Below are 24474 nucleotides of genomic sequence, written 5' to 3' on the forward strand. Positions count from 1 at the left end.
ACTTCAAGTTAGGGGGCTCGCGGACAAGCCTTGGGTGTCGTCGCTCACGCGAGGGACAGGCAGCGTTGCCCCGGACATCGGGCGCGCTGGTTCAGGGGCTAACGGTAGCGATGCAAACCGTCAAAGTCCTGCTTGCCCAGGGGCACGCCGCTCTGGCGCAGCAAGGCGTAGGCGCAGCTCAGATGGAAGAAGAAATTGGGCAGGGCAAAGTGCTGCAGAAACTCGGTGGCGGGCAGTTGCAACTGCGCTCGGCCGGCGTCACTGTCGATCACCCGTGCTTCGGCGTTGCGGAAGGCCTCGGCAGGCAGGGCGTCGAGGTAGCTTTGACGCTCACGCAGCAGGGCTTGCAGGCCGGCCAGACCGGGCGCCGGGCTGCCCAGTGGCGGCGCGGGCAGTCCTTGCAGCGGGGCGCAGGCGCGCAGGACAAAGCCCGAGGCGATCTGTACCTGCAGCTGCAGGGGCAGCATGTCCGGTGCCAGGCGCGCTTCCAGCAACTGCGCTTCGTCGACGCGGCCCATCGTGACTTCGGCTTGAGCTGCATCAAGCATCAGGCCCAGCTGCCTGAGGTAGCGTTGGAACACGGGCACGCTGGCGGTGTAGAGCTGGGGCGGGTTCATGGTGTGGAAGGCTGGCTGGCAGTCGGTGAGCGGGTGACAGGTTTGCGGCGGCGATTGTGCCGCTCGCCGCGTGCCGTCGGTGGCACGCGAATCGCTGGAGCACTCCCCCTAGAAGCCGCGCTCTGCGCCGCGGGCCTCTTGAAAGCCGGGTCTATGGCCTCAGCTGTCCGAGCAACGGAGGATTCATCCCATGCGTGCAGACAAGTTCACCACCCGTTTCCAAGAAGCCCTGGGCGAGGCCCAGAGCCTGGCCATCACCCGCGACAACCCCTATATGGAGCCGGCCCATGTGCTGAGTGCCATGTTGGCGCAGGAAGACGGCCCTAAAGCCTTGCTGGAGCGTTCGGGCGTCAAGGTACCGGCGCTCAAGACCGCGCTCGACAGCATCATCGCCGGCCTGCCCCAGGTGCAGGGCGAAGGCCAGCAGGTCAGCGCCGGGCGCGACCTGGTGGCCTTGCTGCAGGCGGCCGAGAAAGAGGCCTCCAAGCGCGGCGATCACTTCATCGCCAGCGAGATGTTCTTGCTCGCCCTGGCCGATGCCAAAACCGATCTGGCCGGCATTGCGCGTGGTCACGGCCTCAGCCGCAAATCGCTGGAAGCCGCCATCGAGGCGGTGCGCGGCGGCCAGAAGGTCGACAGCCAGGAGTCCGAGGGCAACCGCGAGGCGCTCAAGAAATACACCCTGGACCTGACCGAGCGCGCTCGCGAAGGCAAGCTGGACCCGGTGATCGGCCGCGATGACGAGATCCGCCGCGCCATCCAGGTGCTGCAACGCCGCAGCAAGAACAACCCGGTGCTGATCGGCGAGCCGGGCGTCGGCAAGACCGCCATCGTCGAAGGCCTGGCTCAGCGCATCGTCAACGGCGAGGTGCCCGATTCCCTGAAGAACAAGCGCGTGCTGGTGCTGGACATGGCCTTGCTGCTGGCCGGCGCCAAGTACCGTGGAGATTTCGAGGAACGTCTGAAGTCCGTGCTCAAGGAAGTGGCCCAGGACGAAGGCCAGACCATTCTCTTCATCGACGAGATCCACACCATGGTCGGCGCGGGCAAGGCCGAGGGCGCCATCGACGCCGGCAATATGCTCAAGCCGGCCCTGGCCCGCGGTGAGCTGCATTGCATCGGCGCGACCACGCTTGACGAATACCGCAAGTATGTGGAGAAGGACGCCGCCCTGGAGCGCCGCTTCCAGAAGGTGCTGGTCGATGAGCCGACGGTGGAAGCCACCATCGCCATCTTGCGCGGCCTGCAAGAGAAGTACGAGGTTCACCACGGCGTGGAGATCACCGACCCGGCCATCATTGCCGCGGCGGAACTGAGCCACCGCTACATCACCGATCGCTTCCTGCCCGACAAGGCCATCGACCTGATCGACGAAGCTGCGGCCAAGATCAAGATCGAGATCGACTCCAAGCCCGAGGTGATGGACAAGCTCGATCGCCGCATGATCCAGCTCAAGATCGAGCGCGAGGCCGTGCGGCGTGAGAAGGACGAAGGCTCGCAAAAGCGCTTCGCTCTGATTGAAGAAGAGCTGCTCAAGCTGCAGCGCGAGTACAACGACCTGGAGGAGATCTGGACCGCCGAGAAGGCGCAGGCCCAGGGCAGTGCCCACGTCAAGGAAGAGATCGACCGCATCAAGCAGCAGATCGAGGAGCTCAAGCGCAAGGGTGATTTCAACAAGGTCGCCGAGCTGCAGTACGGCCGCCTGCCCGAGTTGGAAAAGGGGCTGAAGGAAGCGCAGGCCAAGGAGGCCGGCAAGGCCAAATCGGGCAAGGACGGAGCGGCCCGCCCGCAGTTGCTGCGCACCATGGTCGGCGCCGAGGAGATCGCCGAGGTGGTGGCGCGTGCCACCGGCATTCCGGTGTCCAAGCTGATGCAGGGCGAGCGTGACAAGCTGCTGCAGATGGAAGCCAAGCTGCACCAGCGCGTGGTCGGCCAGGACGAAGCCATCACCGCGGTGGCCGATGCCATCCGCCGCTCGCGCGCAGGCCTGTCCGACCCGAACCGCCCCTTGGGCAGCTTCCTCTTCCTGGGCCCCACCGGCGTGGGCAAGACCGAGCTGTGCAAGGCCCTGGCCGGTTTCCTGTTCGACAGCGAAGAGCATCTGATCCGCATGGACATGAGCGAGTTCATGGAGAAGCATTCGGTGTCGCGCCTGATTGGCGCGCCTCCGGGCTATGTGGGCTATGACGAAGGCGGCTACCTGACCGAGGCGGTGCGCCGCAAGCCTTACAGCGTGCTGCTGCTGGACGAAGTCGAGAAGGCCCACCCCGATGTGTTCAATGTGCTCTTGCAGGTGCTGGACGACGGTCGCCTGACCGATGGCCAGGGTCGTACCGTGGACTTCAAGAACACCGTGATCGTGATGACCAGTAACTTGGGATCTCAGCAGATCATGGGTCTGGCCGGCGAGTCCAGCGAGGTGATTCGTGAGGCCGTCTGGGGCGAGGTCAAGGCGCATTTCCGCCCCGAGTTCCTCAACCGCATCGACGAGACCGTGGTCTTCCATGCTCTGGACGAGAAGAACATCGCCTCCATCGCCAAGATCCAGCTGCAGATCCTGGAGCAGCGCCTGGAAAAGCTGGAGATGAAGATCGACGTCAGCGCGGCTGCGCTGGCCGAGCTGGCCAAGGTCGGCTTCGACCCGGTGTTTGGCGCCCGTCCGCTCAAGCGTGCCATCCAGCAGCGCATCGAGAACCCGCTGTCCAAGCTCATCCTGCAAGGCCGCTTTGGCCCCAAGGATGTGATTCCGGTCGATGTGCTGGACGGCGAGTTCCAGTTCGGGCGCGTGGTGCATTGAGTGCGTGGCGGCCCCTCTCGTTTTGCGAGGGGCTGCGAGCGGCATAAAGTGGAAACTTGATGGCCGGGTTCCCGCGCTGCGGTGACTCGGCCCGCCGCCCTGCTCATGGTGCCCGGGTCGGCTCTGCGAGCCGACTCCCCTCGGTGCTCACTGCGCGGCTCAGCGGCGCCAAACTCCCTCCGTTCGCTGCGCTCACTGTGGTCAAACAGTGGCGCCGAGTCAGAGCTTGAACCGCGCGTTGCGCGTCTGAGCCGCTCCGTTGTGCTCTCGGCCGCGCACAAATCGCCCGTCGTCGGGCCGAGCCACCTCCGAGCTTGGCGTGTTCCACCGTCGAAGGGCAGATCGATCGCGATGCAAGCGCCCTGCAGTTCGGGCCGCTGCTGGGCGATTTGTGAAGGGCTGAGCAGCGCAGGGCATCGGGGCGCGCGCGTACCCGCGCGCTTCAAGCTCTGACTTGGCGCGTCTGTCTGAACGGAACGAGCGCAGAGAGTGAAGTGACGATATGGGCTCAGGCGCCAGCCCCGAGGCGCGAGCAGCGCAAGGCAGTCGGCCCGACAGGGCCGACCCCGGAACCATGAGCCCGGCGGCGGCCCGAACTGCAGGGCCTCACGCACTAGCGCCAGAGGGCTGCTCTGTGCTGTTTTCTGCCATCCCAGCTAGCTGGTCACCACACCGACCGATGGTCCTCGGTCACGCCCAGCAATCGGTGAACCTCACGCTTGGGCCCATCGGGTGATGCGCGCACCCAGCCGCTGAAGCGGCCGACCGGCTGCACGTAGTGGCTGGCGGCAAAGCCGAGGTTGCGGGCATCCTGGCGCGCGCCTTCGGGTTGGAACTGCAGGTCGAGCAGCCCGTCGTCTGTGCTCACATGCCAGGGTTGCAGGGGCCGGGCTGCATCGAAGGCGAAGCGTGCCGCGCCGAGCGGGATCAGCTTGCCATCAAGCCAGAGCGCGTTTTCCTGGCCTCCGAAATAGCCCTGCTGCAGATTGAAGCCCAGCTCGGGGCCATGCGCGCTGGCCCAGCGCCAAGCGGTGTGGCGGGGGAGCAGTCCGTTGGAGGCGTCGAGCGCTCCCCAAGCTTGGGCCAGGTCCAAGTCTTCGTGGCCGGCGGCGCCGCGCAGCCTGGCTTGGCCGCGCAAGGGCAGGGCGCTGGTCTTTTGCGTGGCGTGGGCGACACCGCCGGTGATGGGGCCGATGGCCAGCAGGGGCGGCGCCATGGCCGCCAGGTCCAGTTCGGCCTCGATCTGCAGCTGCGGCGTGTCCACCTGAATCTGCATGCGCTGGTCATTCCCGCTGCTCAAGGCGAGTCGAGCGCGCAGGCCGCGAAACCAGGTGGAGCTGCCTGCTGCAAACGGGTCGTCGGACACCTGCGCCTGCAAGCCCGGCAGGCCGTCCTGGCTCCAGTCCACCCGCATGGCCCGCTCGCGCCGGTCGAACAGATAGGCAAAAGCAGTGCAGGTCCAGCCCACATCGACAATGGCCAGGCCGATGAACAGGCCCTCGTCACCGAGGCCCAGGTAGAGCCAGCGTTTGTGATGCAGACGCCGCCACAGCCAGCTGCGCATGTGCGGGGCATGCAATCCACGCCAGTCAAAGCCGGCTTCGAGTCGCCCGGCATAGCGGCCGTTGGCGGGCTCGCCGTTCAGCACCAGGTGGGCTGGTGGCGTGGGCAGTCGGTCGAGCTTCACGAGCTGTGCCCCTTCTGGTTCTGGGTGCGCCGCCATTCCTGCAGCGTCTGCCCCGTCCACTGCCGGAAGGCGCGGCTCAGTGCGCTGTGCTCGGAGTAGCCCAGAAGGCCGGCCACTTCGCTGAGCTCCAGCTCGGGGTCGCGCAAATAGGCTTCCGCCAGCTGCTGGCGGGTCTGGTCCAGCAGGACTTGGAAGCTGCTGCCTTGCTCGCTCAGGCGGCGCTGCAAGCTGCGCGGGCTCATATGCAGAGCCTGGGCAAGATCGGCCAGGGCGGTGCGGCCGGAGCGGATCAGACCGATCAAGGTGTGGCGCCACAAGGCCACCGGCTCGCTCAGCGCCGTGCCCAGCTCGCGCAGCAGGCGCTCGGCCTGCTCGTCCAGCAGGGCCAGCAAGGTGCTGTCCGAGGCTCGCAAGGGCAGGGCCAGGTCCGCATGGGCCAGCGTCAGGCGGGTGAGCGGCTGGGCGAAGCGCACCGGGCCGCCGAAGTAGGCCTCGTAGGGCTTCACATCGGCCGGCCGAGGGTTGACGAAATCCACGCCCAGGGCGCGCAGCGGCTTACCGCTCAAGTCACGCGTCAGCTGCATCAGGGCGGCCAGCGCGGTCTCGTCCACCAAGGGGCCGGGCCGGCCGCGCTCCACGCCCCAGACGATGCGCAGGCCTTCCGGCCGCAGCTCGACCTGAGCCTGGTTGACGTCGTAGACCGAGCGGTGGTGGCGCTCCAGGCGCTGCAAGGCTTGCGCCAGGGTGCCGCAGGCCAGGGCGGCATAGCCGATCACGCCGAAATGTCGCGGACTGATGCCCCGGCCCAAGCGCAGGCCGAAGGTGGCCGGCGGGCCGGGGTCCAGGGTTTGCGCCTGTTGAAGCAAGGCTTGCCAACGCTTCAGCGACACGAAATGCTCGCCCGCGGCCGGGCCTGTGCCCAGCAGGGCGGGTGCGTCAAGCCCGAGCGCGGCGACATGCTCGTAGAGCAGCTGCACATAGCTGGCGGCAACGCGGGCTTCGGTCATGGGTGAGGTGATGAGCGGCAAGTCATGGGAAAACAGGCCGCGATGATGCCCGAGCAGTGTTTCTCTGCGGTCGGGATAAACGCCAGGGCGACCCGGTTTTGGCGTGATCCGTCAAGCGATTGGCCCGCTGCGTCAAGCAGCAGCGCGCGCAGCGGCGCATCATGTCGGCTGCCACGGCTTCTTCCCTTTTGCGCACCCACCATGGACGCCCTGATCGACTTCTTCCAGCAGCTCTACCTGCGCCACGGCGACTGGCGCGACTTGACCCTGCTCTTGCTCTCGCCGCTCTTCATGGTCTTCATCGCCCTGGAGGCCTGGCGCTTGCGCCAGCGCCGCGTCTACCGCTGGCGCGACACCCTGGACAGCATGAACAGCGGGGGCAGCTATTTGCTCGTCGATCTGGTCTTGCTGGCAGTCTGGGTCTTGCCGGCCATGGGCTGGATCTACCAGCACCGGCTGTTCACCCTCGAAGTGACGCCGCTGAACTTCATCGGCCTGTTTCTGGCGGTGGAGTTCTTGTACTACTGGTTCCACCGTGCCAGCCATCGCATCCGTTGGTTCTGGTGCGCCCATGTGGTGCATCACGGCTCGGAGCAGATGAACTTCACCACGGCGCTGCGGCAGAGCTGGTTCTACCCCATCGCCGGCAATTGGTTGTTCTACACGCCCATGGTCTGGTTGGGTTTCGAGCCGCGCTGGGTGCTGTTCGCGCTCTCGCTCAATCTGGGCTACCAGTTCTTCGTCCACACCCAGTGGGTCGATCGCATGCCGGCCTGGTTTGAATGGGTGTTCAACACCCCCTCGCACCACCGCGCCCACCATGGCCGCAACCCGGTCTACATCGACCGCAACTTCGGCGGCATGCTGATCGTGTTCGACCGGCTCTTCGGCACGTTTGTGCCCGAAGAAGAACCGGTGGACTACGGCCTGCAGCACCCGGTCGAAACCCACAATCTGTTCTGGCTCAATGCCCACGAATGGGCGGCCATGTTCGCGGACATGCGGCGCGAACGCAGCCTGTGGCTGGCGCTCAAGCATCTCTGGGCGCCGCCGGAATGGCAGCGCCACGGGGACAAGACGGGCTCGTCCGTGAGTCCGGGCTGATCTCCGTAGAATGCCTCTTCTTTTATATGACGCCCGCGTGACAGACAAGAAGCGCGGCGTTTGAGGCTCCCTATCCATGACAGGCTTTCCCGCAGGCACGAGCGCCGAATCTGCATCCACCCAGCCGGTGGTGATCGTCGGGGCCGGTCTGGCCGGTTTGACCGCAGCGCTCCATTTGGCCGACCGCGTGCCCGTGGTGGTGCTGGCCAAGCGCCAGCTGGGCGAGGGCGCCACTGCCTGGGCGCAGGGCGGCATCGTCGGCGTGCTGGGCAGCGATGACAGCATCGACTCCCATGTGCGCGACACCCAGGACGCTGGCGCTGGCCTGGTGGACGAGGAAACGGCTCGCTTCATCGCCGAACGCAGCGCCAAGGCGGTCGAGTGGCTGGTCAACCAGGGCGTGCCCTTCACCGCCGACGAGGAAGGCCCGCTGGGCCTGCACCTCACGCGCGAAGGCGGCCATGCCGTGCGCCGCATCGCCCATGCGGCTGACGCCACCGGCAAGGCCATCCACGAGCAGTTGCTGGCCGCCGCGCATGCCCACCCGAACATCGACCTGCGCGAGCGCTGGATGGCGCTGGACCTGATCACCTCGCGCCATGTGCAGCGCGAAGAAGAGCCGCGCTGCTACGGCATCTACGCGCTCAATATCGACACCCAGCGCGTCGAGGCCCTGGCCGCGCGCGCCGTGGTGCTGGCCACCGGCGGCGCCGGCAAGGTGTATCGCTACACCACCAACCCCGATACATCCACCGGCGACGGCATCGCCATGGCTTGGCGCGCTGGCTGCCGGGTGGCGAATATGGAGTTCATCCAGTTCCACCCGACCTGCCTCTACCACCCGCAAGAACGCAGCTTCCTGATCACGGAAGCGCTGCGCGGCGAGGGCGGCCACCTGGTGCTGCCCGACCATGTCGGCGGCGGCCGCTTCATGGCCGCGCATGACGAGCGCATGGAGCTGGCGCCTCGCGACATCGTCGCCCGCGCGATTGACTTCGAGATGAAAAAGCATGGCGTCGACCACGTTTGGCTGGATGCCACCCATCTGGGCGAAGCGTTTTTGAAGGAACATTTCCCGACCGTGCATGCGCGCTGCCTGGCCCTGGGCATCGACATCGCGCGGCAGAAGATCCCGGTCGTACCGGCCGTGCATTTCACCTGTGGCGGCGCCGTCACCGACTTGCAGGCCTGCTGTGATCTGCCCGGGCTCTATGCCGTGGGCGAAACCGCCTACACCGGCCTGCACGGCGCCAATCGCCTGGCCAGCAACTCGCTGCTGGAATGCGTGGTGCTGGGCCAGACCTGCGCCGAGCACATCCTTGGCCTGCCCGATCTGCCGGCTGCGCCCCTGCCGGCCTGGGACGAGAGCCAGGTCGAAGACGCCGACGAGCAGGTCGTCATCGCCCACAACTGGGATGAGATCCGCCTGCTGATGTGGAACTACGTCGGCATCGTGCGCACCACCAAGCGCCTGGAGCGGGCTCTGCACCGCATCCATCTGCTGCGCGCTGAAATTGACGATTACTACGCGAATTTCCGCGTCACCCGAGATCTGCTGGAGCTGCGCAATCTGGTCGACTGCGCCGAGCTGATCGTGCGCTCGGCGCTCTTGCGCCACGAAAGCCGCGGCCTGCACTACAGCCGCGACTACCCGCGCACCTTGCCGGTCAGCTTCCCGACGGTGTTGGTGGCCGAGCGCGGCCTGCGCACCAAGCGCTGAGCGATGGGGGCTGTACGCAGTCTTGCGGCATCCGCCGTGCTCTTCGCCTTGCTGGGTGCGGCCGAGGCTGCGGACCTGACGGTGTCGGCGGCCTCCAGCCTCAGCAATGCCTTCAGGGAGCTTGCCCCCGCCTTCGAGGCTCAGAACTCCGGCACCCGCCTGCTGTTCAATTTTGCCGCTTCGGACACGCTGCTGGCCCAGATTGCCAAGGGCGCACCGGTCGATGTGTTCGCCTCCGCCGACCAGGAGACCATGGACCGCGCGGAGGCCCAAAAGCTCTTGCTGCCCGGCAGCCGGCGCAACTTCGCCGGCAATGACTTGGTGCTGGTGACGCCGCTTGAGGGAGGGCTGGCCGTATCCAGCCTGGCGGATCTGGAGAAACCAAGCTTCAAGCGCATCGCCTTGGGTCGGCCGGAAGGCGTGCCGGCAGGGCGTTATGCCAAGAGCGCGCTTGAGGTGGCCAAGCTGTGGCCTGTGGTGGAGCCCAAGGCCATTTATGCCATCAATGTGCGCCAAGCCCTGGACTATGCGGCGCGTGGCGAAGTGGACGCAGGGTTTGTCTACGCCACCGATGCCCTGGCGCAAAAGGACAAGGTCAAGATCGTGCTGCTGGTGCCCACCGAGACGCCGATCCGCTATCCGGTCGCAGCCGTCAGCGGCGGCAGCAAAGCTGCCGAAGCACGCAAGTTCATCGACTATCTGCTGTCACCTGCCGGCCAGACGGTGCTGGCCCGACACGGCTTTCGCAGGCCTTGAGTTGAAAAGCTCAGCCTTGCTGACGCAGCGCTGTGCGCGCTTGCACGAAGTTGAAGGCGTAGTCGACCGACTCCTCGATCGCAGTGTCGATCTCGCGGCGTTCGTGTTCGGTCAGGTAGAACAGAAAGTCCACCGCATGCCGGATGTAGCGCGGCGGCAGGCGGTTCAGGGCCACGCAGGCCACGTCGCAGAGCAGGTCGCTGTCGGCCTGGATGGCTGGGTACTGCGGCGCCAGCGCCATCACGGCGGACAGCACCTCGCGTTCATGGTGGTTGTAGAGCGAGCTGAAATCTTGACTCATGGTGCAGGGGTCTCCGCGTATCGCCAGCAAGGCGGGTTGATCCTTGCAACGATAGCCGCTTTTGCGCGCCTCGCGTGGCAGAAAAAGCCGCGCCCGGCCGCTATTTCGCTCCCCTGCCCGTGGCTCAGATCTGCTGGCTGAAGCTCAGCTTGAGATTGCGTCCCGGCGCATAGACCGCCTCCGCCAGATAGGGCTGGTAGCTGCGGTTGAACAGGTTGTCGACACTCAGCTGCATCCGGCTGCCGGCCCAGCGGCCCCGGCCCTGCCACTGGGCGAACAGGCCGTGCACGGCATAGTCCTTGGCCACAGGCAGGGCGTAAGGCACGATCTCGTCGTCAGGCACCTGCGTTTGCGCGCCGACGAATTTGCCCTGCCAGCCCAGCGCCAGGCCTTGCGCCGGCCATTTGCCGCCGAGTACCAGCACTGCCTTGGGCGCGCCGATGTCGATCAGCGGCTGGTTCTTGGCCGACCAGGGGTCGCGGATGGAGCCCCGGTGTTCGCCGTCCATCCAGGTCAGCGATGCCGTCATGAAGTAGCGGCGTTGCTCGTAGTGCGCCTCCACCTCCAGGCCCTCGCTGCGGTAGCCGGGCAGATTGCGGTAGAAGGGCAGCTGCGCCGGCCGCACGCTGCCGGGCTCCACCATGACGCCGAAGCGCTTGTGGATGTTGTCCTGCACCAGATTGCGGAAGGCGGTGAAGGTGGCGGCCAGTGCATCGCCATCGCTGAGCCAGTCGGCCTGCTGGAGCTTCAGCCCGCCGCGCAGGGCAGTGACCCGTTCCTTGCGCAGGCCGCGGCTGGTCGCTGGCGCGCTGGCCGCGGCCGACTGGACCTCGAACATCTCGTCGATCACCGGCGCCCGCCAGCTGCGGCCGGCATCGGCGAACCAGCTCGTCGCAGCGCTGGCCCGCCAGCTGGCGCCCAGATGCTGGGACCAGCCGCTGTGCCGGGCGGCACTGTAGTCATGGCCAGCCTTGGGGTCGTTGTAGCGCGGTGCCAGATTGGGCTGACCTTCGGTGCGCACCTGCTCGTAGCGCAGGCCGGGCTTCAGGCTGAAACGGCCCCAGCGCATCTCGTCCTCCAGCCAGCCGGCGAGGCTGCGCTGCTGGCCGCTGGGCATGTAGTAGGGCTGCAGCCAGCCGTAGTTGTAGCTGGCGTCCTGCGTGCGGGTGTGCAGCAGCATCAGGGTGTCGCGCTGGTGGCGCTGCACTTGCAGGCCGGCGGCCAGCTCGTGCGCCAGCGCGCCGGTGGCGAAGCGGGCGGTGTTGCTCAGCTCGAACTGCTGGTCGCGGTAGCTGGCATGGCTTTGCTTGCCCAGGCTGGCGGCGAAATCGCTGCTGATGCTGTCGGGCCGCTGGTCGTCCTGCACGCTGGACGAGCGCGTCAGGCGCAGCTGCAGGTCCAGCAGTGGCTGTGCCGCCGGGGCGTACTGCCACTGCAGCGTCTGACTGCTGTCGCGCTGATCGCGCCACAGGACTTTGCGCAGCCAGGCCTCGCGTTCGCCGTATTTGGCGATCTCGGCCGCTGTCGGCGCCGGCATCTCGTCACGCTTGGCGGCAAAGGGCGACCAGGCTTTGCTGCGGCCTTCGATGGCTGACAGGGTCAGCTTGGCCTCGCCGATCGGCAGGCTCAGCTTGGCCAGGGCCGAGCGCGCATGGGTGCTGGAGAACTCGTATTCGCTGCCGTCGGCGCGCCGCTGGTTGTCGGAGTCACGGGCGGTGACGGCGAGCAGGAACTGCCAGGGCAGGGCGGCCTCGTCTTCGGCACGCGCGAACACGCTGGCCGAGCCCAGGCGCTGGCCGTCATTGCTGTGCCAGGCGAGCTTGGCCAGACCGCCCAGGCGCTGGCCGGGTTGCAGCAGGTCGGCCGCATCCTTGCTCTCGATCTGCACGGTGCCACCGAAGCCGCCATTGCCGAAGCGCACCGAGTGCGCGCCCTTGTCGACCGTGATGCGCTTGATCAGCTCAGGCTCGATGAAGATGGAGCCCTGGCGGTATTTTTCGAAGCCTTTGTTGGCGCCGTCCAGCTGCACCCGGATGTCTTCGACATCGCCGAAGCCCCAGATATTGAGGCTCTGGCCGCCGGGGCGGAAGCTGCCGTTCAGGTCGACGCCGGGCAGATTGTCCAGCAGCTGCTGCACCGTGAGCGCCTGCTGGCGCTCGATTTCGGCGCTGCTGATGCTGGTCTTGCCGGGGCTGACGCTGCGTACGCCGTAGACGGTGACCGGCGGCAGCTCCAGTTCGGCAGGGGTGTTGGCGGCGAAGGTCTCGGGGACGGCCAGCAGCAGGGGGAGGAGAAGAGACAGCGAGGGGGCGGGGTGCGGGGATTTCACGAAAACTCAAATGAGAATTATTATCATTTGAGTATAAGGCAGTCCAGCAGCTCAGCCCTCAAGCCAAGCGGCCAATCTGCCAACGAGCTGGAAGCGCGGCGGGCCCCAGTGGCCGGCCGCTTGCGTGCCGGCGCCGCTGCCGAATCAGGCGGCGCCGATGCCGGGCACCAGGCTGCCAGCAGCGGGAACCGGCGCCTGGGCCTGCGCCTGGCGCGCCTTGAGCGCAGCGGTGAAGTCCAGCATGCGGTCGATGCAGCCCAGGGCCTCGACCCGGATCGTTTCTTCGATGTGGATTTCGCCCAGGCCCTGTTCCAGGCAATCGACCAGATTCTGCAAGCCGTTCATGGCCATCCAGGGGCAGTGCGCGCAGCTCTTGCAGGTGGCGCTGTTGCCGGCGGTGGGGGCTTCGATCAGGGTCTTGCCCGGCGCCAGCTGGCGCATGCGGTGCAGGATGCCGTTGTCGGTCGCGACGATGTACTCCTGCGCTGAGCCCTCGACCACGGCCTTGATGAGGGCCGAGGTTGAGCCCACCACATCGGCCTTGTCGACCACGCTCTTGGGCGACTCAGGGTGCACCAGCACCATGGCGCTGGGGTGCTGCTCGCGCAGCAGCTCCAACTCCAGGCCCTTGAATTCGTCGTGGACGATGCAGGCGCCGTTCCACATCAGCATGTCGGCGCCGGTCTGCTCCTGGATGTAGCGGCCCAGGTGGCGGTCCGGCGCCCAGAGGATTTTCTGGCCCTTGGCATGCAGATCGGCCACGATCTCGAGCGCGCAGGAGCTGGTCACCATCCAGTCGGCACGCGCCTTCACGGCGGCGCTGGTGTTGGCATAGACCACGACCTGGCGGTCCGGGTGAGCGTCGCAAAACGCGGCGAATTCATCGGCCGGGCAGCCCAGGTCCAGCGAGCAGGTGGCGTCCAGATCGGGCATGAGCACGCGCTTCTCGGGGCTCAGGATTTTGGCGCTCTCGCCCATGAAGCGAACACCTGCCACGACCAGGGTTTGGGCCGCATGGTCGCGGCCGAAGCGGGCCATCTCCAGCGAATCAGAGACGATGCCTCCGGTTTCCAGGGCCAGGTCTTGCAGGTCGCCGTCCACATAGTAATGGGCCACCAGCACGGCCTTGTGCTGGCGCAGCAGCTCGGCCGCGCGGGCTTTCAAAGCCTGTCTTTGGCTGGGGTTCAGCGGCGCTGGCACCTTGGCCCAGGCGTGGGCGGTGCAGCTGTCGCCCTGGGCGTCCTGGCGGGTGTAGTCGAAGAGTACCTGTGTCATGGGCCGAAATGGTAGCGCAGGCCCGATGAGCCGAGGCCGCAAGGGTCGATTGACGCGGCCTTCAGGCCTCCGCAAAGAACTTGCTCGGCGGCATGCCCACCGTGCGCGTCACCATGGCGCTGAAGGCGCTGGCGCTGGCGTAGCCCAGCTCGGCGGCGATCAGGCTCATGGGCCGCTTGCGGGCGGCCAGGCTCAGGGCTTGGGCCAGCAGCACCTGCTGGCGCCACTGCGCATAGCTGCTGCCCAGCTGTTCGCGAAACAGGCGCGAGATGGTGCGCTCGCTGGCGCCGACCTCGGCCGCCCAGTCGGCCAAAGCCGTGTGGCGTTGCGGCGCTTGCAGGATGGCCTCGCAGAGCCGCCGCAGGCGTGTGTCCTGAGGCAGGTCCACGCCCAGGCGCAAGGGCTTGGCGCGGCTCAGTTCATCCAGCACCAGGCTGGCGATCCAGTGCTCCCGCTGCGCCTCGACTGCTGTGGCGTTTGGCTGGGCCTCGCTGCTTGTGGCCAGCTGCAGCACCAGCTCGCGCAGCAGCGGCGTCACCTCCAGCACCCGGGCTTGGCTCCAGGCCAGCGGGTCGGGCGCGGGCGGTTCCGCGTGCAGATACAGCGTGCGCAGGTCGGCGCGTTCGACGGCGGTCACCGCGTGTTCGCGCAGCGGCGGAATCCAGCAGGCGCGTGAGGGTGGCAGCAAGAAGGTGGCATCGGGCGTGTTCACCCGCACCACGCCGCTGATGGAGAACACCAGCTGGCCCCAGTCGTGCTGGTGGGCGTGGATGTCCATCCAGTTTTCCATCTGTCGCGCCTTGGCCCGCACCGGGCGCGCAGCGCTGGGTGCGTAGCGCAGCGGGTCCAGTGGCGGCAGGCTGGTGCGGCCCGGCGGTCGGCTTTTCTTGGGAGCAGGGCTCATGGCGGAAATTCAATACTCTTTGGCGAACTATCGTAACCCGGCCTCTGCCGGGCCGCCTACATTGAGGTCATGAACTCTTCCGCAGTCCTGTCCTCCTCCACATCCGGCTCGGCCTTGAGCCCGGACGAGCAAGCCGCCGCGCAGAAAAAGCGCGATATCGCCACCATCAGCCTGATCGGCCTGGCGCATGGCACCTCGCATTTCTTCCACATGCTGCTGCCGCCGCTGTTCCCGGTCTTCATTCGCGACTTTGGTCTCAGCTATTCCCAGCTTGGCCTCTTGGTCACCACCTTTTTCGTGATTTCTGGCATTGGCCAGGCTTTGGCCGGCTTCCTCGTCGACCGCCGCGGTGCCCGGCCGATTTTGTTCGCGGCCCTCGCTTGCTTCGTGGCGGCTTCGGCCGCGGCCGGCCTGGCCCAGGGCTTTGGCGGCCTGATGCTGGCGGCGGCCCTGGCCGGCCTGGGCAACTCGCCGTTTCATCCGGTCGACTTCACCATCCTCAACAAGCGGGTCTCGCCGGCGCGGCTGGGCCATGCGTTCTCGGTGCACGGCATCTCGGGCAATATCGGTTGGGGCCTGGCGCCGCTGTTCGCCTTGGGGCTGAGCAGCTGGAGCGGCAACTGGCGCTACGCCTACCTGGGCACGGCTCTGCTGGGCCTGGCGGTGATCGCCGTGCTGGCTTGGCAGCGCGCGGCGATCGACGATGCCCACGGCAGCTGGGCCCATGAGAAAGCCGGCGCGGCCACCTTGGCGCCCGAGCATCCGCTGGCGTTCTTGCGCCTGCCTTCGGTCTGGCTGTGTTTCTCCTTTTTCCTGTTCACCACCGCCTCTCTGAGCGCCATCCAGAGCTTCGCCAGCCCGGCCCTGGCCAGCCTCTACGGCCTGCCTTTGGCGACCACGGCTTTTGTGGTCACCGGCTATATGTTCTGCGGTGCCATCGGCATGGTGATCGGCGGCTTCTGGGTCGCCAAGGGCAAATCCCTTGAGCGCAATATCGCCATCGCCTTGAGCATTGCAGCGGCCCTGCTGATCTTGGCCGCCACTGGCTGGGTGGCGCCGGCGCTGGCCGGCTTCATCGTCGCTTTGGCCGGCTTCGGCACCGGGCTGGCCGGCCCCTCGCGCGATATGTTGATCAAGCGCGCCGCGCCTCCGGGCGCCACGGGCCGGGTCTATGGCACGGTGTACTCGGGCCTGGACATCGGCTTCGCCGCAGCGGCGCCCGTCTTCGGCGCGCTGCTCGATGGCGGCCATGCCGGCGCCGTGTTTGCCGGTGCGGCCCTGTCCTTGCTGATGGCGATGTCGGCGGCTGCCTTGGTGCGGCGGGTGCGCGGCGCTTGACCCAGCGCAAGCCCGGGCGATCTTCATCTCGCCGCCTTGGCAATGGCGGGTAAGTCCAGAGTCAGACCGCGCCCGGCCGCGCTTAAAGTCGGGCGCATGAACAGCAGCCCCAGCCTCATTCCCACTCCGTCGCCTGCCGCGGCTTCAGCACGCATGGCCGGCCACCTGCTGGTCGAAGCCTTGATCGCCCAAGGCGTGACGGAGGTCTTCGGCGTACCCGGTGAGTCCTATTTGGCCGTGCTCGATGGCTTCCATGAGCACCGCGAACAAGGCATACGCTTCATCGCCTGTCGGCAGGAGGGCGGTGCCGCCTTCATGGCCGAGGCGCAAGGCAAGCTGACCGGCCGCCCCGGCATCTGTTTTGTCACCCGCGGCCCTGGCGCGACGAACGCCAGCATCGGCTTGCACACCGCCTTCCAGGACAGCACGCCGATGATTCTCTTCATCGGCCAGGTGGCCAGCGACCAGCGCGACCGCGAGGCCTTCCAGGAGCTGGACTACCGCCAGATGTTTGGCCCGGGCACGCTGGGCTTTGCCAAATGGGTGGGCGAAGTGCAGGACGCCGACCGCCTGCCCGAATATGTTGCCCGCGCCTTCCACACGGCTTTGCAGGGCCGCCCCGGCCCGGTGGTGCTGGTGCTGCCCGAGGACATGTTGACCCAGTTCACGACGGCGCCGGTGCTGCCGCGTGTGCAGGCGGCGCAGAGTTATCCCAGCCCCGCCGCCTTGGTCGAGCTGCGCGAGCGCCTGCTGGCTGCGCAACGCCCGCTGGTGATTGCCGGCGGCGGCGGCTGGACGGCCGAGAGCTGCGCCGCACTGCAAGAATTTGCGGAGAGTTGGCAACTGCCGGTCGGCTGCGCCTTCCGTTTTCAGGACCTGTTCGACAACCGCCACCCGCTCTATGCCGGCGATGTCGGCATTGCCATCAACCCCAAGCTGGCCCAGCGCGTCAAGGACGCCGACCTGATCATCGCCGTGGGCCCGCGCCTGGGAGAGATGACCACCGGCGGCTACAGCCTGCTGCAGGCACCGCGCCCTGCCCAGACCCTGGTGCACATACACGCCGGCGCCGAGGAACTGGGCCGGGTCTACGCGGCCGACCAGATGATCAACGCCAGCATGAGCTGCGCCGCCCAGGCCCTGGCCTCGCTGCAGGCGCCCGAGGCGGTTGCGTGGAGCGCATGGGCCCAACAGGCGAACGCCGATTACGAAGGCAATCTGCAGCCGCAGGCCGTCAGCCCCCTGGACATGGCCGAGGTCGTCAAGACCCTGGGCCGGCGTCTGCCCGAGGGCACGGTCTTCACCAACGGCGCGGGCAATTACAGCGGCTGGCTGCACCGCTTCCACCGCTACACGGGACTGCAGCGTTATGGCCGCAGCCAGCTGGCACCGACCAGCGGCGCCATGGGCTATGGCCTGCCGGCAGCGGTGGCCGCCAGCCTGCTTCAACAAGAGCGTTGGGTCGTCAACATCGCCGGCGATGGCGACTTTCTGATGAACGGCCAGGAGCTGGCCACGGCCACCGGCTATGGCGCCCGCCGCCTGATCTGCGTCGTGGTCGACAACGGCACCTACGGCACCATCCGCATGCACCAGGAGCGCGAGTACCCGGGCCGGGTCTCGGGCAGCGATCTCTACAACCCCGACTTCGCCGCCCTGGCCCTGGCCTATGGCTGGCGCTCGGCTCGTGTCGAACGGACGGAGGATTTCGAGCCGGCACTGCAGGCCGCCATGGATGCAGAAGGCCAGCCGACCCTGATCCATCTGCGCTTGTCCAGCGATGTCTCGACCAGCCGCAGCACGCTGAGTGCCATCCGCGCCGCCGCCGAGCAGCGCCTGGCCGCCCCGAAATCTTGAGCACGCCGATGTGGCTGACCCTGGAGCCCGGCGGCCGGCGCCAGGTGCACAGCGCGGCGGAATTGGCGCAGGCGCTGGAGGGCTGGAGCGCTCGCGCGCCGGGCAGCTTTGTTGTGCTGGAGGCGCCCACGGGCCGCTGCCTGCAGGCCGCCGGCTGCACCGCGACGGGCTTTCAGCTGGAACTGCTGGACGATGCGGCTGCGGATGCCGAGCACCATGTGCTGCGCACCGAACGCGATGACCTCAGCCGCGCCGAGCTGCTGCGGCGTTTGCTGGACTTCTGGGCCTGCGGCGGTGCGGCCTGTGACGCCAAGGTGCCGTGGCGCCGCGGTCGGCGCTGGTTGTCGGAGGACGAGCCCGGTGGCGGGCGCAGCCACGAGGTGGCACCGACCTTGATGACCCGGCTGCGCGACCTCTTGATCCTCATGGTCGTTCCCGCCTTGCTGACCCTGGCGGGCTGCTGGGAGTCCCGCGAGAACGAGCGCTTTCGCAGCCATGCGAAGCCCTTGGAGATGCGGGTGCTGGCGCGTGAAGAGCTGGGCAGCGGGCGCAAAGCGTATGCGCAGCTGACGCTTTTGCATCGAGACGCGCAAGGCCGTGAGCAAGGCCACGCCTACGCCGCCGGGCGCAAAGATGCCTGGCACGGGGCTCAGCCGGGGGATGTGATTCGACTCTGGCAGCTGCAGGATGGCAGTGGCCGGGTACACGATGCCGAGCCCTATTCGGGCCTGGGTTTTTTGCTGGGCGGAATCTTCGGCCTGGGGGCCTTGATGATTTGGCTGCGCGGCCTGTATCAGGCCAGGCGCATGCGAGCTCAGGCGCCGCGCTGGAGCGGTTTGCCGCCGCGTTCAGCGGCGGCAGGGGACTGAGGCCCGCAGCGCTTGGGCCTCTACCGGGCTGACGACTCAGACAGCCGCTCGATGTCTCGCTGTAAGCCTTCGATCTGAAAGCCCAGGCCATCGCAGACGAGCGCTTCGGCGCTGGCAAAGGCATCACGAGGAATCTGCGCATAGGCCTGTCGTAGCGCCTCCATGGCGGGTTTCAGCAGGCGAGGCTGGGAGACCTGGTCGATCTGCTGGTGCAGTTCCAGATAGGCCTGGCGCGCGGCCTGCACGGCCTGCTGCGCATCGCTTGCGCGATGCTGGCGGGCCAGGCATTGGAAGTCTTCCAGCACGCCGGGGTGGCTTCGCGCGTGATCACGCCGCAGCTCTTGCATGGCTTCTGAATCGCCAGCGCTTGCCTTGGCGGCGGCGTTGCAGGCTTGGATTCGGGTGACCACATGTTCCTGAAGCTGGGCTTGCACGCTCTTCTGGCGATTGAGGCCGTGTTTCAGCAGCACCTGCTCGCGCGGCCAAGCGCTCAGTGCGCGTTGCTCTGCTTGCGTGAAGGCGATGACGGGTGCGGGCGCCACGGCCTGGCCCGGCCGTGGCGGGCTCAGGGTTTGCCGCAGTTCGGCCAGCAGCAACTGCAGTGACTTTTGGCCCAAGGCTGTGGAAAGAAAGCGGTCCAGGCTGCGCAGCTCGTCGGGCTTGTAGGCCAGTGGCGCCAGCTCGCCGGCGAAAGATCGGAAGTTGTCCGGGCCGAGGGCCTTGAGGCACATCGCGGCTTCCGCGCCGGTGCCCGGGCGGGCGTGGAGTGCCCGGGCCTCGGCCACGGCTTGGGTGACGGTCCACAGCTGCAGGGCAATGGCCGTCTCGCTGCGTTCACCAGCCAAAGCCGGCATGGGGACGAGCAGGCTCAGTCCCAGGCTCAAGCTGAGGCTGAGCAGCAGACGGCGGCAGCCGGCGAGCGGCGTGTGGGGACGAGCGAGAAGAAGGGTGGAGAGGGCGCCGCCAATTGGCGATCGAAGGGTTCGAATCATGGTTCAGCGGCGAAACTGCCGTGGGCTGGATCTCAGGGTCTGAAAGCCCAGGCCTCTGAACTGCAGGCCGAGCGCCGGATGGTGGGCGGGCTGGAGTTTAGACGCGCGCGGTCCTGCAGCAGGCAGCCAGGCCACGCCACTCTGGGACAATGGCGCCATGCAACACATCGATTTCGAATTGCGCGGCGAGTTCATCGAGCTGGACAAGCTCTTGAAGGCCAACGGTCTGGTGGAGAGCGGCGGCCGCGCTCGCGTGGTCATCAGCGAGGGCCATGTGCAGGTGGACGGGCGCGAGGAACTGCGAAAGACCGCCAAGATCCGCGCCGGCCAAGTCGTGCAGTACCAGGATGCCCGCATCAAGGTGCTGCCCCCGGTCTGAGTCCGCCGTTTCCAAGGGAGCAAGTGTCACGCCATGGAATTCTCGACCTGCGATTTTTGCGATGCCTTCAAGTCCGACGAGTCCGGGCGCCTGCGCGTGCTGCCCAGCGTCTACCGCAGCTACGGTGCGCTGTCCCGCTTTGCCGGCCCCATGCGCACGGTCAAGTGTTTCGAGGACAACAGCCGGGTCAAGGAAGCCGTGGAAAGCCCGGGCCTTGGCCAGGTGCTGGTGGTGGACGGCGCCGGCTCCCTGCGCCGTGCCTTGCTGGGCGGCAATCTGGCGGCGGCTGCCGCGGCCAACGGTTGGGCCGGCCTGCTGATTCACGGCTGCGTGCGTGATCTGGCCGAGCTGGCGGCCACGCCTCTGGGCATTCTGGCCCTGGGTCATGTGCCCATGCCAACCGATCGCAAAGGTCAGGGCCAGAGCGAGCTGGTCCTGCATTTTCACGGTATGCCTCTGCGTCCCGGCGAGTGGCTGTATGCCGATGCCGACGGTGTGGTGATCTCTGAGCAGGCTCTGCACGGCCGCTGAACGCTCACAGCAGCCGCGCTCGCAGCGCCTCGACCTGGGTGCGGCCGACCGGCAGCTCACTGCCATCGCACAGCTCCAGCGTGTAGCGGCTGCCGCTGGCCACATGCAGGCGGCGTGCCTGCTTCAGATTGACGATCCAGGAGCGATGGCAGCGCAGGAACTCGCCGGGCAGCAGGGCGGCCAGTCGTTCCAGTGATTTCGCATGCAGCTCGACACGGCCGTCGATCAGGCGCAGCTCGCTGGCCTCGCCGTCGGCCCGGAAGCACAGCACCTCGCTCAGCTCGACCAGGGCCACACCGCGCGCGCGCCAGACGGCCAGCTGGCGCAGGCTGCGGCGTGCGCCCTCGGCCTGGCCGAGCAGGCGCTGCAGCGCCTGCTGCAAGCGTTCGCGGCTGAAGGGCTTGGGCACGAAGTCCAGTACGCCCAATTCGAAGGCCTGCAACGCCCGCTCCGCATGGGCGGACACCACCACGGTGTGGAAGGTGCCGGCCACGGCCTGGCGCAGCAGGTGAAAACCGTCTTCGCCGGCCAGATTGAGGTCCAGCAGCAGGCCGTCGCAGCCACCCGTGCGCAGACGTTCCTGCGCCTCGCCCAGCTCGGCCACGGCCTGGCAGTGCACGCCTGGCCCGACCAGTTCGCCGCACAGGCGCAGCAGGCGCTGACGCACCAGGGGTTCGTCTTCAACGATCAGCAGGCGCATCAGGGCCGCCCTCCGGCGTTCAAGGGCAGGCGCAGCAGGCTGCACCAATGGCCTTGGCCGTCGGGTCCGTCGCTGAAACGCCAGCGCCCGGGGAAGGCTGTGGCCAGGCTGGTTTCGATGAATTGGCGTCCGGCTCCGCTGGGTCCCTTGCTGGTACGGCCCGGTCCTTGTGGCGCCCGGAAGCGCAGCTCGGTGGCGTCGCCCTGCGCTTCAATCTGCAGCAGAAAGGCGGGCTGGCCGTGCAGTTCACCGCCATGGGTCAGTGCATTCTCGACCAGGGTGTGCAGCAGGCCCGGCGGCAGCATGATGCCGGCCGCCTGGCCTTCGACCTCCAGCGCGATGTCATGCCCGCGCAGCAGGGCCAGGATGCGCAAGTGTGCGCGGCAGAGCTCCAGTTCCTGCTCCAGCGTGATCAGCGGCGCATCGCCGAGCCGGCGCAGCTGGCTGAACTCCTCGGCCAGCAGGTCCACCATGCGGCTGGCGCGAGCGGGCTCGGTTTCGATCAGCTCTTGCAGCGAGGTCAGGGTGTTCATCAGCCAGTGGGGCTGCATGCTGTTGCGCAGCAGCCGCGTCTGCAGCTCGGCCCGCTGTGCTTCGCTGCGGGCGGCCTGTTCGCCCAGGCGCAGCAGGCCACGGGCATGGCCGAGCAGCAAGAGGCTCATCAGCAGCGTCAGGGCTAGAAAGTAAAAACCATCAAGAAAGGCCCCCGGCCAGATCAGGGCCAGGGCCAGGCTGCACAGCACGGTGGCCAGCAGTGGCCAGGCCATGCCGGGCTCCTGCGACCGGCCGCGCCAGCACATCAGGGCCGCCGCCAGCAGGCCCAGCACATGGGCGAAATAGCCGGCCATGTCGTAGCTGTAGCCCGGGCCGGCCCAGGCCAGCAGCAAGAAGGACAGGCCGGCCACCGGCCCCCAGCGGCGGGCTGGCCCGAGCAGTTGCCAGCGCGCCGCCAGGGCCAGGGGCAGCAGCCAGGCGGCCAAGCCGGTCAGCCCCAGGATCAGGCCCAGGCGCCAAGGGTGCCAGGGATAGGCATAGCCCAGCACCGGCCGCCACGCCTCGGCCAGCGGAAGCAAGAGGCCGACCAGGCCCAGGACCAGCAGCAGGCGCTGCTCGCTGCGCCGCCCGGTCTGCTGCTTGGCCTGCTGGCTGGCATGGTGGGCCGCGAGCAGGAAATAGCCCCAGGCCAGGGCCAGGCAACCGAAGGCTGCTGCCGCGACCAGCCAGGGTGCATAGCGTGCGGTGGCCTGGGTCTGTAAGTTGGCAATGCGCAGCTCGGCTTCGGCCGAACGAATGGCCAGCGGCCAGTGGCTGGATGCCCGCACGTGCAGCTGGTGCCGGCCCGCCCTCTGCGGCGGCAAGGGCACCCAGTGGTCCACGCGGCCGGGCTGCTCCTCGGCTTGATTGAGGCCGACGCGGCCATTGCCGGCCAAAGCCTGCCCGTCCCAACTCAGCTCGCTGGCGGCGCGCAGGAGCAGGCCCAGCACCAGGGGCTGCCGCGCCGCCTGCTCGTCCAGATCGACTTCGAAGCGCAGCTCGTAGGGGCCGGCCCATTGCGCCAGCAGGCGGCGGTCCAGTTTCTGCCATGGTCGCTCGGGCTGGCTGAGCTCGCGCATCTGAGCGGGCTGGATCTGCACCCCGGCCCCTTGACCCTGCGCGGCGCCGAGCTGCCAGAGCGCACACAAGAGCAAGAGGGCCAGCACGGCCAAGAGCGAACGCAGCAAGAGTGTCATGGCCGGCATGGTAGCGAGGCTCCGGCATTTGGCGGAGTCGTTCAGCGGTCTGCTGGAGCAGTTCAGCAGGCTGCGGCGCGGCGCGAGCCGGCACCGCGAGCACAGTGAGGCTTCCAGTTCAACTGATGGAGTGAGTGAGGCCACCATGGGATCCATAACTTTTTATCGAAGCGTCTTTCTGATCGCGACTCTGCTCGCTTGTGGGGCAGCCTATGCAGCGCCCGCAGCCGGTGACTTGAGCTATGAGCCCTATGCCTTGCCTGTGCGCGGCCAGGCGTCGGTGGCGGCCGAGCTGGGCACACTGACCGTGCCGGTCCGCCATGCTCAGCCGGCCGGCGCCACGCTGAGCCTGCGCTTTGTGCGGCTGAAGGCTGTGCAGCCGGTGGCCGGCTTGGCGCCTGTGGTGTACCTGGCCGGCGGGCCCGGCGGTTCCGGCATTGGCTCGGCCCTGGGTGCTCGTTGGCCGTTGTTCGACCGTGTCCGCCAGCAGCAGGATTTGATCCTGCTGGACCAGCGCGGCGCCGGCCGTTCCGGCGCGGCACCGAACTGCCCGTATGCGCTGGAGCTGCCCAGCCAGGACCTGCAGGACCATGCCCGCCAGCTGGCGGCCAGCCAGGCACATGCCCGCCGCTGCATGGCGTTCTGGCGCCAGCAGGGCTGGGATCCGAATGCGTTCAACACCGAGGAGAACGCCGCCGATCTGGCCCTGCTGCGGCGCGCCCTGGGCGTGCCCAGGCTCAGCCTCTGGGGCATGAGCTATGGCACGCATCTGGCGTTTGCCGCGCTGCGCACCCAAGGGCAGACCCTGGAGCGTGTGATCCTGATGGGCAGTGAGGGCCCGAACGACACGCTCAAGCTGCCGCTGGACGCCGACCGGCTGATCAGCCAGATCGCCGCCCAGCGGCAGCGGCCTGACCTGCCGGCATTGATGGCCTCGGTGATCGCCGGCTTGGCCGCCAAGCCGGCGCTGCTGCAGGCGCCGGGGCTGGAGGGCGGCAAGGACAGCACGCTCAGGGTCGGCGCCTTCGATCTCCAGCTGGCCACCGTCCTCTGGCTGGCCCGGCGCGACAGCGCGCTACAGCTGCCCGAGCTCTACGACGCGCTGGCGGCCGGCAAGTGGGACGCTTTGGCCACCCTGGTGCGCGACATCCGCCGCTACGGTGGCGAGCAGCGCCTGATGCCGCTGGCCATGGATGTGGCCTCGGGCGCCTCGCCGCTGCGCTTGCGCCAGATTGCCGCGGAAGAAGGGCGCAGCCTGCTTGGGCCGGCACTGAATTTCCCCTTCCCGCAGATCAGCGAGGGCCTGGGCATCGAGGACTTGGGCGAAGGCTTCCGCGCCTTTCCGGCCAGCGCTGTGCCGACCCTGTTCGTCAGCGGCGAGCTGGACGGCCGCACCCCGCTGCACAACGCCGAGCGCCTGCAGCGCGGCTTTCGCCACAGCCGCCATCTGGTGATCGAAGGTGCCGGCCACGACGACGATCTGTGGCTGGCCAGCCCGGTGCTGGCCGAGCGCATGGCCGACTTCCTGGCGGGGCGGGAGGTGAGCACGGCCTGGCTGCCGCGCGGGTCTGGCAAGTAGGG

The 24474-nt window shown here is 67.7% G+C and carries 20 protein-coding genes; 10 read left to right on the forward strand and 10 right to left on the reverse strand.

Annotated elements, in window-relative coordinates:
* Positions 1–98 precede the first annotated feature (98 nt).
* On the reverse strand, positions 99–617 hold the full coding sequence (locus ACQY39_RS11635; protein ID WP_428506356.1) for a DUF1993 domain-containing protein: 519 nt from the start codon (positions 615–617) through the stop codon (positions 99–101).
* Between the two features lie 190 nt (positions 618–807).
* On the opposite strand from ACQY39_RS11635, the gene clpB reads away from it, so the two are divergent.
* Positions 808–3414 carry an ATP-dependent chaperone ClpB gene (gene clpB / locus ACQY39_RS11640; RefSeq protein ID WP_428506358.1) on the forward strand — a complete coding sequence of 869 codons (2607 nt, stop codon included), beginning with the start codon at positions 808–810 and terminating at the stop codon, positions 3412–3414.
* A 664-nt stretch (positions 3415–4078) separates the two neighbouring features.
* Here the strand turns inward: clpB and ACQY39_RS11645 are convergent.
* Positions 4079–5101 carry a DUF2804 domain-containing protein gene (locus ACQY39_RS11645; protein WP_428506360.1) on the reverse strand — a complete coding sequence of 341 codons (1023 nt, stop codon included), beginning with the start codon at positions 5099–5101 and terminating at the stop codon, positions 4079–4081.
* On the reverse strand, positions 5098–6108 hold the full coding sequence (locus ACQY39_RS11650) for an AraC family transcriptional regulator (protein ID WP_428506362.1): 1011 nt from the start codon (positions 6106–6108) through the stop codon (positions 5098–5100). Before ACQY39_RS11650 ends, ACQY39_RS11645 begins: the two co-directional genes overlap by 4 nt.
* A gap of 201 nt (positions 6109–6309) precedes the next feature.
* On the opposite strand from ACQY39_RS11650, the gene ACQY39_RS11655 reads away from it, so the two are divergent.
* The 3 genes from ACQY39_RS11655 (at position 6310) to modA (ending at position 9688) form a co-directional block, all read left to right on the forward strand.
* Positions 6310–7212, forward strand: a complete 903-nt coding sequence (locus ACQY39_RS11655; RefSeq protein ID WP_428506364.1) for a sterol desaturase family protein — start codon at positions 6310–6312, stop codon at positions 7210–7212.
* Positions 7213–7288: 76 nt separating this feature from the next.
* On the forward strand, positions 7289–8932 hold the full coding sequence (nadB, locus tag ACQY39_RS11660) for an L-aspartate oxidase (protein WP_428506366.1): 1644 nt from the start codon (positions 7289–7291) through the stop codon (positions 8930–8932).
* A gap of 3 nt (positions 8933–8935) precedes the next feature.
* The gene (modA, locus tag ACQY39_RS11665) at positions 8936–9688 is read left to right on the forward strand and encodes a molybdate ABC transporter substrate-binding protein (protein WP_428506368.1); all 753 of its coding nucleotides are present in this window, start codon (positions 8936–8938) and stop codon (positions 9686–9688) included.
* 10 nt (positions 9689–9698) lie between these two features.
* Here the strand turns inward: modA and ACQY39_RS11670 are convergent, their stop codons facing one another.
* The 4 genes from ACQY39_RS11670 to ACQY39_RS11685 all read right to left on the reverse strand — a co-directional run bounded on the left by ACQY39_RS11670 (position 9699) and on the right by ACQY39_RS11685 (position 14497).
* Entirely contained in the window at positions 9699–9989 is a 291-nt protein-coding gene (locus ACQY39_RS11670) for a late competence development ComFB family protein (protein WP_263519192.1), read from the reverse strand.
* 124 nt (positions 9990–10113) lie between these two features.
* On the reverse strand, positions 10114–12318 hold the full coding sequence (locus tag ACQY39_RS11675) for a TonB-dependent receptor domain-containing protein (RefSeq protein ID WP_428506370.1): 2205 nt from the start codon (positions 12316–12318) through the stop codon (positions 10114–10116).
* Positions 12319–12462: 144 nt separating this feature from the next.
* A complete protein-coding gene (gene nadA / locus ACQY39_RS11680) occupies positions 12463–13593 on the reverse strand; it encodes a quinolinate synthase NadA (RefSeq protein WP_428506372.1) in 1131 nt (376 codons plus the stop codon).
* Positions 13594–13654: 61 nt separating this feature from the next.
* Positions 13655–14497 (reverse strand): AraC family transcriptional regulator, encoded by an 843-nt coding sequence (locus tag ACQY39_RS11685; RefSeq protein WP_428506374.1) that lies wholly within the window; start codon positions 14495–14497, stop codon positions 13655–13657.
* A gap of 69 nt (positions 14498–14566) precedes the next feature.
* On the opposite strand from ACQY39_RS11685, the gene ACQY39_RS11690 reads away from it, so the two are divergent.
* The 3 genes from ACQY39_RS11690 to ACQY39_RS11700 all read left to right on the forward strand — a co-directional run bounded on the left by ACQY39_RS11690 (position 14567) and on the right by ACQY39_RS11700 (position 18561).
* Positions 14567–15835 carry an MFS transporter gene (locus ACQY39_RS11690; RefSeq protein ID WP_428506376.1) on the forward strand — a complete coding sequence of 423 codons (1269 nt, stop codon included), beginning with the start codon at positions 14567–14569 and terminating at the stop codon, positions 15833–15835.
* A gap of 96 nt (positions 15836–15931) precedes the next feature.
* The gene (locus tag ACQY39_RS11695; RefSeq protein WP_428506378.1) at positions 15932–17692 is read left to right on the forward strand and encodes a thiamine pyrophosphate-binding protein; all 1761 of its coding nucleotides are present in this window, start codon (positions 15932–15934) and stop codon (positions 17690–17692) included.
* Positions 17689–18561 carry a hypothetical protein gene (locus ACQY39_RS11700; RefSeq protein WP_428506380.1) on the forward strand — a complete coding sequence of 291 codons (873 nt, stop codon included), beginning with the start codon at positions 17689–17691 and terminating at the stop codon, positions 18559–18561. Before ACQY39_RS11695 ends, ACQY39_RS11700 begins: the two co-directional genes overlap by 4 nt.
* A gap of 20 nt (positions 18562–18581) precedes the next feature.
* Here the strand turns inward: ACQY39_RS11700 and ACQY39_RS11705 are convergent, their stop codons facing one another.
* On the reverse strand, positions 18582–19415 hold the full coding sequence (locus ACQY39_RS11705; RefSeq protein ID WP_428506382.1) for a hypothetical protein: 834 nt from the start codon (positions 19413–19415) through the stop codon (positions 18582–18584).
* 295 nt (positions 19416–19710) lie between these two features.
* On the opposite strand from ACQY39_RS11705, the gene ACQY39_RS11710 reads away from it, so the two are divergent.
* Positions 19711–19932, forward strand: a complete 222-nt coding sequence (locus ACQY39_RS11710) for an RNA-binding S4 domain-containing protein (RefSeq protein ID WP_428506384.1) — start codon at positions 19711–19713, stop codon at positions 19930–19932.
* A 33-nt stretch (positions 19933–19965) separates the two neighbouring features.
* Positions 19966–20463: a ribonuclease E activity regulator RraA gene (gene rraA, locus ACQY39_RS11715; protein ID WP_428506386.1), complete on the forward strand. Its 498-nt coding sequence runs from the start codon at positions 19966–19968 to the stop codon at positions 20461–20463.
* Positions 20464–20467: 4 nt separating this feature from the next.
* On the opposite strand, the gene ACQY39_RS11720 is transcribed toward rraA, so the two are convergent.
* Both ACQY39_RS11720 and ACQY39_RS11725 read right to left on the reverse strand, forming a co-directional pair.
* Entirely contained in the window at positions 20468–21163 is a 696-nt protein-coding gene (locus tag ACQY39_RS11720) for a LytR/AlgR family response regulator transcription factor (protein WP_428506388.1), read from the reverse strand.
* Positions 21163–22893 carry a sensor histidine kinase gene (locus ACQY39_RS11725; protein WP_428506390.1) on the reverse strand — a complete coding sequence of 577 codons (1731 nt, stop codon included), beginning with the start codon at positions 22891–22893 and terminating at the stop codon, positions 21163–21165. The genes ACQY39_RS11720 and ACQY39_RS11725 overlap by 1 nt, the downstream gene beginning before the upstream one ends.
* A 145-nt stretch (positions 22894–23038) precedes the next feature.
* Here ACQY39_RS11725 and ACQY39_RS11730 point away from each other — a divergent pair, with 145 nt between their 5' ends.
* Positions 23039–24472: an alpha/beta hydrolase gene (locus ACQY39_RS11730; RefSeq protein ID WP_428506392.1), complete on the forward strand. Its 1434-nt coding sequence runs from the start codon at positions 23039–23041 to the stop codon at positions 24470–24472.
* Positions 24473–24474 lie beyond the last annotated feature (2 nt).

The organism is Roseateles sp., from assembly GCF_965262435.1.
Lineage (GTDB): Bacteria > Pseudomonadota > Gammaproteobacteria > Burkholderiales > Burkholderiaceae_C > Paucibacter_A.